Genomic DNA, 13,113 nt, shown 5'->3' with positions numbered 1-13,113 from the left:
GTTTCAGCGTAAGCGGAACCAATGGCCGAGACCTATCCCAGCCCCCGTTTTGGCGCGCCGCGCGAGCCGAAAGCGCCCGTGAATCCGGGCAGCCGGCTCGTGTCGATGCTCGACTTCGTCACGGCGAGCCACGCCCGCTCGGTCGGCTTCCTGCTGGTATGCGCGCTGCTGCTGTTCCTGCCCGGCTTCTTCACCATTCCGCCGGTCGATCGCGACGAGGCGCGCTTTGCCCAGGCCACCAAGCAGATGGTCGAGAGCGGTGACTATGTCGACATCCGTTTCCAGGAGGACGTCCGCTACAAAAAGCCGGTCGGCATCTACTGGCTGCAATCGGCCGCAGTTGAAATCGCCTCGGCGCTGAAACTGCCGAAGGCCGAATTGCGGATCTGGGTCTACCGGATTCCGTCGCTGATCGGCGCGGTCGGCGCCGTGCTCATGACCTATTGGGCCGCGCTCGGCTTCGTCACGCGGCGCGCTGCGGTGCTTGCCGCGCTGCTGATGAGTGCTTCCGTGCTGCTCGGCGTCGAGGCGCGTCTCGCCAAGACCGACGCGATGCTGCTGTTCTGCGTCGTCGCCGCGATGGGCGCAATGGCGCGGGCTTATCTGTCGTGGCAACGCGCCGAGGACGAGACGCATCCGCCCTGGAGCTGGCCCGCGATTTTCTGGACGGCGCTTGCCGTCGGCATCCTGATCAAGGGACCGCTGATCCTGATGTTCGCAGGTCTGACGATCGTCGCGCTCGCGATCCAGGACCGCGATGCCTCCTGGCTCTGGAAGCTGCGCCCGCTCTGGGGCCTGATGTGGATGCTGGTGCTGGTGCTGCCCTGGTTCGTCGCGATCTTCTGGCGCGCGGGCGATGCCTTCTTCGCCGACTCCGTCGGCGGCGACATGCTGAGCAAGCTAGGCGCCCAGGAATCCCATGGCGCGCCGCCCGGCCTGTACCTGGCGCTGTTCTGGATCACGTTCTGGCCGGGCGCGCCGCTGGCGGCAATGGCGGCGCCTGCGGTCTGGCGGGCGCGGCGCGAGCCCGGCGCGCAGTTCCTGCTGGCCTGGCTGGTCCCCTCCTGGATCGTGTTCGAGGCGGTGCTGACCAAGCTGCCGCATTACGTGCTGCCGCTGTATCCGGCGATTGCGATCCTCACCGTCGGCGCGCTGGAGCGGCGCGTACTGTCGCGCTCCTGGCTGATGCGCGGTTCCGCCTGGTGGTTCGCGATTCCCGCCGCCGGCTCGATCATCGCGGTGGTCGGCGCGGTCATGCTGACGCGGCAGCCGGCCTTCGTCGCCTGGCCTTTCATCGCGGCCTCGCTGATCTTCGGCCTGTTCGCCTGGTGGCTCTACGACAACAACCGCGCCGAGCGCTCGGTGCTCAACGCGCTGGTCGCGGCCCTGATGCTGGCAGTCACGGTCTACGGCATCGTGCTGCCGTCGCTGACGCCGCTGTTTCCGAGCATCGAGATCGCGCGCGCGCTTCGCAACGTCACCTGCGTCGGGCCGAAGGCGGCTGCGGCCGGCTATCACGAGCCCAGCCTCGTGTTCCTGACCGGCACCCAGACACTGCTCACCGACGGCTCGGGTGCGGCGGATTTCCTGCGGCAGGGCAGTTGCCGCTTCGCGCTGATCGAGCAGCGCTCGGAGCGCGGCTTCGTGCAGCGCGCCGAGGCGATCGGGCTGCGCTACAAGGTCGGCGCGCGCATCGACGGCTATAATTTCTCGCAAGGGCGCGCGATCTCGATCTCGATCTTCCGTTCGGAAGGCACCGAGTAGGATGTCGGCCCCGACCAACATCGCAGCGCGCCCGGGCTATCCCGCGCAATTGCTCGCCGTGTCGGGCCGTGCGCTGGCTCAGCTTGTCCGCACGCCCTCGCATTCGCGCAGAGCCGAGGCCGCACGCAAGCTGGCGCGGCATTCGCTGTGGCTGAGCGCGGCAGGCGCGGCGCTCGTCATCGTGCTGATGGTTCTGTTCGACCAGACCGAGATCCAGTTGATGCCGGCGCGCGGCACGCCGAGCCTGTGGCCGATCCGCATCCTCACCGATTTCGGCAAGGATGAGTACGTGCTCTCGGTGCTGGGGCTTGCGCTGGTGGTCGTGGCGCTCATTGCGGCCGGACGTCACGGCACCAACCGCACGCTGCTGCTGGGCCTGGGCACGCGTCTCCAGTTCCTGTTCCTGTCCGTTGCCCTGTCCGTGTTCGTCGCCGAGATCCTGAAATATCTGATTGGCCGCGGCCGTCCGTTCGTTGGCGGCAAGGCCAATCCTTTCAACTTCGTCCCGTTCGAGGGCACGGGCGCCTATGCCAGTTTGCCGTCGGGGCACGCGGTGACGGCGTTCGCGCTGGCGTTTGCGGTCTCGGCGCTGTGGCCGCGCCTGCGCGTGTTCATGTTCACTTACGCAATCGTGATCCTGTTGACGCGTCTGGTGCTGCTCGCGCATCACCCCAGCGACGTCGTCGCCGGCGCCCTCGTCGGAATGGTCGGTGCGATGGCGGTGCGCTACTGGTTTGCCGCCCGCAGGCTGGCCTTTGCCATTCGCGCCGACGGCACCATCGTGCCTCTTCCGGGGCCGTTCCCGGGACGCTTCAAAAGGGTTGCCCGCGGGGCATCCGCCCCATAAAAGCGGCTGCCTGCCGGGTCCGCCGGTTCCCCCAGGGCGCAGGCCAATTCCAACCACGAGCTTTCGATTTGTCGTCGTCCCAGCCTTCGGTTTCCCAGCCTGCGGTTTCCATCGTCGTTCCCGTGCGCAACGAAGCCGACAATATCGCGCCCCTGATCGAGGAGATCACGACGGCGCTCGATGGCCGCTGGGCCTATGAGATCATCTATGTCAACGACGGCTCGACCGACGCGACCGGCGAGCGGCTTGCTTCGATCATGACGCAGCGGGACAATTTGCGTCAGCTTCGTCACGCCCGATCGGGGGGCCAGTCGGCGGCGGTGCGCAGCGGCGTGCGCGCGGCGCGCGGTGCGATCGTGGCAACGCTCGACGGCGACGGCCAGAACAATCCGGCCTTTCTGCCGGACCTGATCTCGGCGGTGGAGAAGGGCTCCCATGTCGGTCTTGCCGCAGGACAACGGGTCGGCCGCAAGGATACCGGCTTCAAGAAGTTCCAGTCGCGCGTGGCGAACAGGGTTCGCAACGCGATTCTGCAGGACGGCACGCGGGACACGGGTTGCGGGCTGAAGGCGTTCCGGCGCGACGTTTTCCTGATGATGCCCTATTTCGACGGGCTGCATCGTTTCCTGCCGGCGCTGGTCCGACGTGAAGGTTTCGACATCGCCTATGTCGACGTGATCGACCGGCCGCGCCGTTCCGGCGTGTCCAATTACGGCTTCTTCGACCGGCTGTGGATCGGGATCATGGATCTCGCCGGCGTCTGGTGGCTGATCCGTCGCAAGAAGCCGACGCCAGAGGTGACCGAGGTGCAGGCATGATCATTCAATACGGCCAGGCGCTGAGCAACTATTTCTACGACGTCTTCGTCGCCAAGTTCGATTTCTGGCTCGCGTTCGGGCTCGTCGCGCAGCTGTTCTTCACCGCGCGCTTCCTGGTGCAGTGGATCGCGAGCGAGCGTGCCGGCAACAGCGTGGTGCCGATGGCGTTCTGGTTCTGCTCCATGGGAGGCGGGCTGATGACGCTGGTCTACGGCGTCGTCAAGCGCGAGCCCGTCATCATCCTCGGGCAGGCGCTCGCGACCATCATCTACATCCGCAACATCATGCTGATCATCAAGAACCGCGGCCGCGCCTCGAAGACGCTGGAGCGGTGATCGAAGGAATTTAGCGCGGCAGCGCTGACGCCGCGCCTGTTGCGGGCAGGGCGGCCGTATCCGCCTCGGGTCTGCGATAGGGCTCGCCGGCCGCATCCAGAACGGGATAGGCGACCGAGCAGATGTGCGAGTGGATGCGGCGCAAATCGCGCAGCACGTCCAGATGCAGCGACGTGGTCTCGAGGGTCTCCGGGCGGCCCTCGCGCAGGCGGTCGAGATGGCGCTCGACGGCGGCGAGCTCGGTGTTCTTCAGCGCCGTCTTCTCCACCAGCAGCTTGCGCGCCTCGTTGGCGTCGCCCGACATGAAGACGCCGAAGGCGATCCGCAGCGATTCCATCGTGCGCTTGTGGAAGGCGGCGAGCTCCTCGGCGCCCTCGGCCGAGAACTGGAAGCGCCGCTTGATCTTCTTGGTGGCGAGCTCGCTCAAGTTCTTGTCGATGATGTCGCCGATATGCTCGAGGTTGATGGCGAAGGAGATGATTTCCATGGCGCGCTGGCCTTCGCCTTCGTCGAGGCTGCCGCGCGTCAGCTTGGTCAGATAGAGCTTGATGGCCTCGTCGAGACTGTCGACGACATTGTCCATCTTCGAGACCTGGTCGACCAGCGAGCGGTCGCCCGTCATCATCGCCGTCATCACCTTGCGCAGCATGACCTCGACGAGGTCGCCCATGCGCAGCGCCTCGCGGGCGGCGTCGGCGAGCGCCAGCGACGGCGTCTCCAGCGCGCTCTCGTCGAGATAGCGCGGCCGGGCCGGATCGGTCTCCTGCACGCGATCGGGCAGGAGGCGGGTCAGCAGGCGCGACATGGTGTCGAGCAGGCCGATGAAGATGATTGCGGTGCCAACGTTGAAGGCGATGTGGAAGGCCGCAATCATCCTGGCAAGATCGGGCTGCCAGGCGTGCATGTGTTCGGCGATCGCGCCCAGGAACGGCAGCACGAGGACGATACCGACCACGCGATTGATCAAATTGCCGAGCGGCACGCGATAGCTGGCGGGATCGTCGCGTTTGGCGCCCTCGAACACGGGGTTGATGGCGCTGCCGAGATTGGCGCCCAGCACCAGCGCCAGCGCCGCATCAGGCGTGATGAACTGCGAATAGGCCAGCGACATGATCAGCAGCACGCTGGCGACGCTCGAATGCACCCCCCAGGTGACGAGCGCCGCGATCATGATGCACAGAACGGGATCGCCCGTGATCGCCGACATCATGATGCGGACGCCGGGCGCGTTCTCGGCCGGCGCCAGCGTATCGAGCAGGATATGCAGCGACAGCAGCATCAGGCCGAGGCCGATGCAGACGCGGCCGATGTCCTTTATCCGCGAGCGCGGGCCGGAGCGGAAGGCGACGAGCCCGAGCACGAACAGCACGGGGGCGACGGCCGCGATGTTGAACGACAGCACCTGCACGATCAGCGTCGTGCCGACATTGGCCCCCAGCATGATGGCGAGCGCGGCAGCCACGCTGACGAGGCCCCCGGCGGCGAAGGAGCTGGTGAGCAGCACCGTCGCAGTGCTGCTCTGGAGCAGCGCGGTGAGACCGAGGCCGGCGGCGAAGGCGCTGAAGCGGTTGCTGAGCGCCTTGCCGAGCAGCCAGCGCAGGTCGGGGCCGAACGCGCGCAGAATCCCGCTGTGGACCATGTGCAGGCCCCACAGCAACAGCGCCACGCCGCCCATCAGATCGAGCAGTACCAACGTTCCCATGCTCCGTGTCCGGATTGGAGTCGATTGGTGAGGCTAGCGCCAAACTTCCGCTGATCAAACCCTTTGTTGGCGTAGCGGCGTTAACGTTTGCGCGGGCTGCGCGTTCCCGCGTTGCGCGTTGGCGCGTCCGCAGGCGCGATGCCTTGTGAGCGGGCTCACATTGCTGCTTTGAGGGCAGCGAAGCCGCGATCGAGATCGGCCTTGAGGTCGTCGGTGCTTTCGAGGCCGATGTGAATACGCAAGGTAGGCCCGCCCGGTGCCCACTTGGTCGCGGTGCGATAGCCGTCGCAATCGAAGGGAATCACGAGGCTCTCGAAGCCGCCCCAGGAAAAGCCCATGCCGAACAGCTTGAGCGTGTTGAGCATGGTGTCGACGGCTGTCTGTGGCGCCGGCTTCAGCACGATGCTGAACAGGCCGGAGGCGCCGGTGAAATCGCGCTTCCAGATCGCGTGGCCAGGATCGGTCTCCAGCGCCGGATGCAGGACGCGTGCGACCTCCGGGCGGCTCGCGAGCCAGCGCGCCATGTCGAGCCCGGAGCGATGATGCTGCGCCAGGCGCACCGACAGAGTGCGCAGGCCGCGCAGCGCGAGGAAGACGTCGTCGGGTCCGGCGCAGACGCCGAGCAGGCGAATGCCCTCAGTGATCTGCGGCCAGGCCTTGGCGTTCGCCGAGATCGTGCCGAACATGATGTCGGAATGGCCGCCGATATATTTGGTGGCGGCCTGCATGCTGATGTCGACGCCCTGCTCGAGCGAGCGGTGATAGAGCGGCGTCGCCCAGGTGTTGTCGTCGATGACCAGCGCGCCGCGCGCATGCGCGACTTCGGCGATGGCGCGAATGTCCGGCATCTCGAACGACTGCGAGCCCGGCGCCTCGACCAGCACGGCGCGTGTGTTCGGCTTGAACAGTCTGTCGATGCCGGCGCCGATCAGCGGATCGAAATAGCTGGTCTCGATGCCGAGGCGCGCGAGCATGCCGTTGCAGAAATTGCGCGTGGGGCGATAGACGTTGTCGCACACCAGCACATGGTCGCCGGTCTTCAGCACCGAGAGCAGGGTGGTGGAGATCGCCGACAGCCCCGACGGCACGATGCCGACGCCGGCACATTGCGGCCCCTCCAGCGCCATCAGCGTCTCTTGAAACGCCTTGGTGGTGGGGGAGCCGTGGCGGCCATAGGTGAATTCGCCGCGATGGGCGTGCAGGTCCTCGGCGGTCGGATAGAGCACGGTCGAGCCGTGGAACACGGGCGGATTGACGAAACCCTTCTGCGCCTTGGTGTCGCGGCCGGAGGTGACCAGCCGGGTCTCGGCCTGCTGCTGGGAGGGGTGCGAGGAATCCATGCGTCTGCTTTCAAAACCGCGTTTCCGTAGGCCGCGTGAGGCACCCTGCGGGCCGGCCGGTGGCCGCTGCCGTTAATAACAGAACACAGAAGAGTCCCGTCAACCCCTTGACCCGGCTCGCCAGTCGTTCTGTGATGCGCAGGTGCTATTCAGTCGCCGCATGTTGAGGGGCAGCCGCGACCTTCGATCCATCGTCTGACCGGACCTTGCGCCATAGCCATCAGTGCGGGCGCCTGCGGCGGGGATTAGGTTATGGCCTCTCGGGGTGGGCGAGTGTTCGGCAACGCTTCCAGCACGACTCTTGCAAGGCTAGCCCCGGTGCGGATAGCCCTGGCGGAGACGATCCTGAGACAACGTTCCTACCTTGAGACGACTTTGAAAGGCCTTCAGCCCATGAAACGCGTAACCCTGGCTCTCACTCTCGCTCTCGCCGCCGGCCTGACTGCCCAAGCCGCCGATGCCCAAACGCTCAAGACCGTCAAGGATCGGGGCACGCTGTCCTGCGGCGTCAGCCAGGGCCTGCCGGGCTTCTCCTCGCCCGACGACAAGGGCAACTGGACCGGCCTCGACGTCGACGTCTGCCGCGCCATCGCCGCCGCCATCTTCAACGATCCGACCAAGGTCAAGTTCGTGCCGCTGTCCGCCAAGGATCGCTTCACGGCGCTGCAGTCCGGCGAAGTCGACGTGCTCTCGCGCAACACCACATGGACCCTCTCGCGCGACACCTCGCTCGGCGCCAATTTCACCGGCGTGACCTATTACGACGGGCAGGGCTTCATGGTGAAGAAGTCACTCAAGGTGAATTCGGCGCTCGAGCTCAACAGCGCCTCGGTCTGCGTGCAGACCGGCACCACCACCGAGCAGAATCTCGCCGACTACTTCAAGGCCAACAACATGAAGTACGAGGTGATCGCGTTCGGCACCAACGACGAAACCGTGAAGGCCTATGAAGCCGGCCGCTGCGACGTCTTCACCACCGACCAGTCGGGCCTCTACGCCAACCGCCTCAAGCTGGCCAATCCCAACGACCACATGGTGCTGCCCGAGATCATCTCGAAGGAGCCGCTCGGCCCGATGGTCCGGCACGGCGACGACCAGTGGTTCGACATCGTGAAATGGTCGCTGTTCGCCCTGATCACCACCGAAGAGCTCGGCGTGACCTCGAAGAACGTCGACGAGAAGGCGAAACTGGAAAATCCCGAGCTGAAGCGCGTGCTCGGCAGCGACGGCAATTTCGGCGAACAGCTCGGCCTGACCAAGGACTGGGTGGTGCGGATCACCAAGGCGGTCGGCAATTACGGCGAGGTGTTCGATCGCAATGTCGGCGCCGGCTCGCCGCTTGCCATCAGCCGCGGTCTCAACAACCTCTGGAACAAGGGCGGTCTCCAGTACGCGCCGCCGATCCGCTGACCCCGCCTGAACCGCTGACAGCGGCGATGAGCAACGAGGCTCGAAAACCGCCGGCCCAGATCGCTCTGAAGATCAGGCGCATTCTGGGCGGCAAGACCGGCTGGAACGGCGTCGCCGTCCAGTTTGCCTTCGCTGCGGTTTTGGGCTGGATCGGCTATGAGATCGTCTCCAATACCCGCGCCAATCTCGAGAACCAGCACATCGCCGCCGGCTTCGGTTTCCTCCGGAACAATGCCGGCTTCGACGTCAACCAGACCCTGATCTCCTACACCGGCTCGGACACGTTCCTGCGCGTGTTCGTGGTCGGGCTTTTGAACACGCTCGTGGTCTCGGTGGTGGGCATCGTCTTCGCCACCTTGATCGGCTTCATCGTCGCGCTGTGCCGGCTGTCGCCCAATTGGCTGCTGTCGCGCATCGGCGAGCTCTACGTCGAGGTGATCCGCAACCTGCCGGTGCTGTTCCAGATCCTGTTCTGGTACCTGGCGGTGCTCGCGGCCCTGCCGAACCCGCGGCAGAGCATTTCGCTGCTCGGCATCGCCTTCGTCAGCAACCGTGGCCTCGTCATTCCACGCCCGATCGGCGAGGGCGGTTTCGAGCCGTTCCTGGCGGTGCTGGCATTCGGCATCGTGGCCTCTCTGCTGCTACGCACTTACGCGCGGCGCGCATTGTTTCAGCGCGGCCAGATGATCCGGATCTGGCCCTATGTGCTGGGCCTGCTGTTCGGGTTGCCGCTGGCAAGCGTCTTGATATTTGGTCTGCCCTTCACCTTCGAGCTGCCGCAGCTCAAGGGCTTCAATTTCGCCGGCGGCTCGCGCATCATCCCGGAATTCGTTGCGCTGACTTTGGCGCTGTCGACCTATACCGCCGCCTTCATCGCCGAGATCGTGCGCGCGGGCATCCTGTCCGTGCACAGCGGACAGATGGAGGCAGGCTCGTCGCTCGGCCTCAGCCGCGGCACCACGCTCCGGCTGATCGTCGTGCCGCAGGCGATGCGGGTCATCGTGCCGCCGCTGACCAACCAGTACCTCAATCTCACCAAGAATTCCTCGCTGGCGGTCGCGATCGGCTACCCCGACCTCGTCTCGGTATTCGCCGGCACCTCGCTGAGCCAGACCGGGCAGGCGATCGAGATCATCGCCATGACGATGGGCGTCTATTTGCTGATCTCGCTGCTCACCAGCGCCGTCATGAGCGTCTACGGGTGGCGCATCAGCCGGAGCCTCGGCGCATGAGCGATATCGCCTCGTCCGGCTATGTCCGCCGGGACCTGCTCACCGAGCGCCCCGCGCCGGTCAAGACCACGGGCTTCATCGGTCTCGTGCGCACGCGCCTGTTCAACTCGCCGACCAACATCCTGCTCACGATCGTCGGCGCCTTGCTGCTCTGGTTCACCATCATTCCCGCCGTGAAGTTCCTGATGGTCGATGCGGTCTGGGCCGGCAAGGATCGCACCGCGTGCCTGACCGAGAATGCCGGGTTCGCGGTCGGCGCCTGCTGGCCCTACATCCAGGCCAAGCTGCCGCAGCTGATCTACGGCTTCTATCCCGAGGCGGAACGCTGGCGGGTCAACCTCACGCTGGCGCTGTCCGTGGTCCTGCTGGTGCCGCTGCTGATTCCGCGGCTGCCGTCGAAGGGGCTCAACGCCGGCCTGTTCTTCTTCGCCTTTCCGGTGGTCGCCTTCTTCCTGCTGCATGGCGGCGGCATCAAGGGCTTTGGCCTGAGCTGGACGGCCGGCCTGCTGCAATTGTTCGACGACAGCATCATCGGCGCCGGGCAGGTGCTGCTCAGCCTCAGCAAGACCTCGGCGATTGCGCCGCTGCTCTGGGTCGTCGGCAACCTCATCGTGCTGATCGGCATCGCGATTTCCTGGCTGATCTTTCCGCTGGTCTGGCTGCGCGACCAGATCCAGGGCTCCGGCCAATCCGTCTGGGCCGATGTCGCCATCACGACCGTCGTCGTCTCGCTGATCGCCTTCGTGCTCGGCGGCGGTATTCGCACGGGTTGGCGCGCGCTCGCATCGAGCATCGCCGCCTTCGTCGCCATCGCGGTCGTGATCAAGCTGATGGGCCTCGATCAGGGCGGACTGCCGGTCGTGACGACGAATTTGTGGGGCGGCCTGCTGGTGACGCTGGTGGTCTCCGTCACCGGCATCGTCACCTCGCTGCCGATCGGCATCGCATTGGCGCTCGGCCGCCGTTCCACCATTCCGCTGATCCGGATTTTCTCGATCGCCTTCATCGAGTTCTGGCGCGGCGTGCCGCTGATCACCGTGCTGTTCTTTGCGACCTACATGCTGCCGCTGTTCCTGCCGGGCAATTTCACCGTCGACGGTCTGGTGCGCGCGCTGATCGGCATCGCGCTGTTCACCGGCGCCTATCAGGCCGAGAACGTCCGCGGCGGCCTTGCCGCGATCCCGCGCGGGCAGGGCGAGGCGGCTGCGGCGCTGGGGCTGTCGTGGTGGAAGACGACCTCGCTGATCGTGCTGCCGCAGGCGCTGCGCCACGTCATTCCGAACCTCGTCAACAGCTTCATCTCGCTGTTCAAGGATACGTCGCTGGTCTCGATCGTGGCGCTGTTCGACCTGCTCGGCTCGCTCCGGGCATCGTTCTCGGACCCGAAATGGTCGACGCCGTCCACGGCCTTCACCGGCTTTGCCTTTGCCGGCATCATCTACTTCATCTTCTGCTTTGGAATGTCGCGCTATTCGCTCTTCGTCGAGCATCGCCTCAACGCTCACCGCCGCAACTGATCGAGCTCACCATGTCCGACCCCATCGTCAAGATTTCCGGCCTCAACAAATGGTACGGCGAGTTTCACGTGCTGCGCGACATCGACCTCGAGGTCCACAAGGGCGAGCGCATCGTGATCTGCGGCCCCTCGGGCTCCGGCAAGTCGACCCTGATCCGCTGCATCAACGCGCTGGAGGAATTCCAGGAGGGCGAGATCGTCGTCGATGGCATCGCGCTCGGGCCGAACCTCAAGCATGTCGACGCCGTGCGCCGCGAAGTCGGCATGGTGTTCCAGAGCTTCAACCTGTTCCCGCATCTGACGGTGCTGGACAATTGCACGCTGGCGCCGATCTGGGTGCGCAACATCCCCAAGAAGGAAGCCGAGGCCAACGCGATGAAATTCCTGGAGCGGGTCAAGATCCCGCATCAGGCCAACAAGTTTCCGGGGCAGATGTCCGGCGGCCAGCAGCAGCGCGTCGCGATCGCGCGCGCGCTGACCATGAACCCGAAGGTGATGCTGTTCGACGAGCCGACCTCGGCGCTCGATCCTGAGATGGTCAAGGAGGTGCTCGACACCATGGTCGACCTCGCCGAGGAGGGCATGACCATGCTGGTGGTGACCCACGAGATGGGCTTTGCCCGCGAGGTCGCCAATCGCGTCGTGTTCATGGACGCCGGCCAGATCATCGAGGCCAACACCCCGAACGAATTCTTTGCCGCTCCCCAGCACGCGCGGACGAAGCTGTTCCTGAGCCAGATCCTGCGGTGAGCTTGTCAGCTCTCCAAAATCAAATCGACCGGCTGTAACCTTGCCGGCCTAGACGAACGGCAGCTTGATGTTGCTGCGCTTCTCCAGCCATTCCGGCACGGGCAGGTTCTTGGCGCGCATGAAGTCGGCGTTGAACAGCTTCGACTGATAACGGCTGCCGGAATCGCAGAGGATGGTCACGATCGTCTTGCCGGGTCCGAGCTGTTTGGCCAGCCGCATCGCGCCGGCGATGTTGATGCCGCTGGAGCCGCCGAGGCACAGGCCTTCGTGCTGGAGCAGTTCGTAGATCACGGTGACGGCGTCGGTATCGGGAATGAGATAGGCATCGTCCACCTTGGCGGACTCGACGATCGCGGTCGCGCGGCCAAGCCCAATGCCTTCCGTGATCGAGCCGCCGGGCGTCGCCTTGGGGTCGCCGGTCCTGAAATATTCGTACATGCCCGCGCCATGCGGATCGGCGCAGGCGATGCGAACGTCCTTGTTCTTCTCCTTCAGATAGCGGCTGATGCCGGCGAGCGTGCCGCCGCTGCCCACCGAGCAGACGAAGCCGTCGACCTTGCCGCCGGTCTGCTCCCAGATCTCCGGACCCGTGGACTCGTAATGCGCCTTGGCATTGTCGAGGTTGTTCCATTGGTCGGCGAACAGCACGCCGTTCGGCTCGGTCTTGCGCAGCTCGTCGGCGAGCCTGCGGCCGACATGCTGGTAGCTGTTCGGATTGGAATAGGGCAGCGCCGGCGATTCCAGCAGCTCGGCGCCGCACAGCTTCAGGAAGTCCTTCTTCTCCTGGCTCTGCGTCTCCGGGATCACGATCAGCGTGCGGTAGCCGCGGGCGCTCGCAACGACCGCAAGGCCGATGCCGGTATTGCCGGCGGTCGATTCCACCACCAGACCGCCGGGCTTGAGCTCGCCGCGCTTCTCGGCCTCCAGGATCATCCATTTGCCGGCGCGGTCCTTGACCGACTGGCCGGGATTCATGAACTCGGCCTTGCCCAGAATGGTGCATCCGGTCAGTTCGGAGGCGCGCTTCAGCTTGATCAGCGGGGTGTTGCCGATGGCTTCGACAACGTCGTTCTTGATGATCATGTCGGGGGAATTCACTGGCAAGGGGTTGATCAGATTGGCCAGAACCTAGTGCTTGGAAACCAAAAGGGGAAGGCTTTTGCGCTGCGGCGAAACCGTGCCAAGCGCCGCCAAGGCAACGATATTCCGGGAGGGGGACGGGCGATGGCGGGGCGCAGCGGCGCGGTGAGAAGGATCTGGCTGATCGCCGCCAGGATATGGAAGATAACTATCGTCACGAGCGGTTCCGAGGAGCAATCTGAACCCGGGCGAGCCGTGCGGATGGCGCGGGGACGCGGAGGTTCCTTGCCAATGCGACGGCGGCGTCTTCGCTGCCGGC

The 13,113-nt window shown here is 65.3% G+C and carries 11 protein-coding genes; 8 read left to right on the top strand and 3 right to left on the bottom strand.

What is annotated here, in order from left to right:
• Positions 1-21: 21 nt before the first annotated feature.
• The 4 genes from F8237_RS33765 (at position 22) to F8237_RS33750 (ending at position 3,764) form a co-directional block, all read left to right on the top strand.
• Positions 22-1,764 (top strand): ArnT family glycosyltransferase, encoded by a 1,743-nt coding sequence (locus F8237_RS33765; protein WP_151650327.1) that lies wholly within the window; start codon positions 22-24, stop codon positions 1,762-1,764.
• A gap of 1 nt (position 1,765) precedes the next feature.
• Entirely contained in the window at positions 1,766-2,611 is an 846-nt protein-coding gene (locus tag F8237_RS33760; RefSeq protein ID WP_151650326.1) for a phosphatase PAP2 family protein, read from the top strand.
• Positions 2,612-2,679: 68 nt separating this feature from the next.
• Complete coding sequence (locus F8237_RS33755; protein ID WP_162006325.1) at positions 2,680-3,429, top strand: glycosyltransferase family 2 protein; 750 nt, start codon at positions 2,680-2,682, stop codon at positions 3,427-3,429.
• Positions 3,426-3,764, top strand: coding sequence for a lipid-A-disaccharide synthase N-terminal domain-containing protein (locus F8237_RS33750; protein WP_151650325.1), 339 nt, complete (start codon positions 3,426-3,428; stop codon positions 3,762-3,764). Before F8237_RS33755 ends, F8237_RS33750 begins: the two co-directional genes overlap by 4 nt.
• 10 nt (positions 3,765-3,774) lie before the next feature.
• Here F8237_RS33750 and F8237_RS33745 read toward each other — a convergent pair whose 3' ends face one another.
• Positions 3,775-5,466, bottom strand: a complete 1,692-nt coding sequence (locus F8237_RS33745) for a Na/Pi cotransporter family protein (RefSeq protein WP_151650324.1) — start codon at positions 5,464-5,466, stop codon at positions 3,775-3,777.
• Between the two features lie 155 nt (positions 5,467-5,621).
• The gene (gene metC, locus F8237_RS33740) at positions 5,622-6,806 is read right to left on the bottom strand and encodes a cystathionine beta-lyase (RefSeq protein ID WP_151650323.1); all 1,185 of its coding nucleotides are present in this window, start codon (positions 6,804-6,806) and stop codon (positions 5,622-5,624) included.
• A gap of 393 nt (positions 6,807-7,199) precedes the next feature.
• Here metC and F8237_RS33735 point away from each other — a divergent pair, with 393 nt between their 5' ends.
• The 4 genes from F8237_RS33735 to F8237_RS33720 are packed head-to-tail and all read left to right on the top strand — an operon-like array spanning position 7,200 to position 11,714.
• Positions 7,200-8,216, top strand: coding sequence for an amino acid ABC transporter substrate-binding protein (locus tag F8237_RS33735; protein WP_151650322.1), 1,017 nt, complete (start codon positions 7,200-7,202; stop codon positions 8,214-8,216).
• A gap of 26 nt (positions 8,217-8,242) precedes the next feature.
• Positions 8,243-9,448 carry an amino acid ABC transporter permease gene (locus F8237_RS33730; protein ID WP_151650321.1) on the top strand — a complete coding sequence of 402 codons (1,206 nt, stop codon included), beginning with the start codon at positions 8,243-8,245 and terminating at the stop codon, positions 9,446-9,448.
• Complete coding sequence (locus tag F8237_RS33725) at positions 9,445-10,965, top strand: amino acid ABC transporter permease (RefSeq protein ID WP_151650320.1); 1,521 nt, start codon at positions 9,445-9,447, stop codon at positions 10,963-10,965. The genes F8237_RS33730 and F8237_RS33725 overlap by 4 nt, the downstream gene beginning before the upstream one ends.
• Before the next feature lie 11 nt (positions 10,966-10,976).
• A complete protein-coding gene (locus tag F8237_RS33720; protein WP_151650319.1) occupies positions 10,977-11,714 on the top strand; it encodes an amino acid ABC transporter ATP-binding protein in 738 nt (245 codons plus the stop codon).
• 48 nt (positions 11,715-11,762) lie between these two features.
• Here F8237_RS33720 and F8237_RS33715 read toward each other — a convergent pair whose 3' ends face one another.
• Positions 11,763-12,797, bottom strand: a complete 1,035-nt coding sequence (locus tag F8237_RS33715) for a cysteine synthase A (protein WP_151650763.1) — start codon at positions 12,795-12,797, stop codon at positions 11,763-11,765.
• Between the last annotated feature and the right edge of the window lie 316 nt (positions 12,798-13,113).

This window comes from Bradyrhizobium betae, from assembly GCF_008932115.1.
Taxonomy (GTDB): domain Bacteria; phylum Pseudomonadota; class Alphaproteobacteria; order Rhizobiales; family Xanthobacteraceae; genus Bradyrhizobium; species Bradyrhizobium betae.
This window is presented reverse-complemented; position numbering and strand designations above follow the sequence as displayed.

Coding starts and splice junctions, on each gene's coding strand:
- F8237_RS33765 (WP_151650327.1), top strand. CDS start 22: ATGGCCGAGACCTATCCCAGCCCCCGTTTTGGCGCGCCGCGCGAGCCG.
- F8237_RS33760 (WP_151650326.1), top strand. CDS start 1,766: ATGTCGGCCCCGACCAACATCGCAGCGCGCCCGGGCTATCCCGCGCAA.
- F8237_RS33750 (WP_151650325.1), top strand. CDS start 3,426: ATGATCATTCAATACGGCCAGGCGCTGAGCAACTATTTCTACGACGTC.
- F8237_RS33745 (WP_151650324.1), bottom strand. CDS start 5,466: ATGGGAACGTTGGTACTGCTCGATCTGATGGGCGGCGTGGCGCTGTTG.
- metC (WP_151650323.1), bottom strand. CDS start 6,806: ATGGATTCCTCGCACCCCTCCCAGCAGCAGGCCGAGACCCGGCTGGTC.
- F8237_RS33735 (WP_151650322.1), top strand. CDS start 7,200: ATGAAACGCGTAACCCTGGCTCTCACTCTCGCTCTCGCCGCCGGCCTG.
- F8237_RS33730 (WP_151650321.1), top strand. CDS start 8,243: ATGAGCAACGAGGCTCGAAAACCGCCGGCCCAGATCGCTCTGAAGATC.
- F8237_RS33725 (WP_151650320.1), top strand. CDS start 9,445: ATGAGCGATATCGCCTCGTCCGGCTATGTCCGCCGGGACCTGCTCACC.
- F8237_RS33720 (WP_151650319.1), top strand. CDS start 10,977: ATGTCCGACCCCATCGTCAAGATTTCCGGCCTCAACAAATGGTACGGC.
- F8237_RS33715 (WP_151650763.1), bottom strand. CDS start 12,797: ATGATCATCAAGAACGACGTTGTCGAAGCCATCGGCAACACCCCGCTG.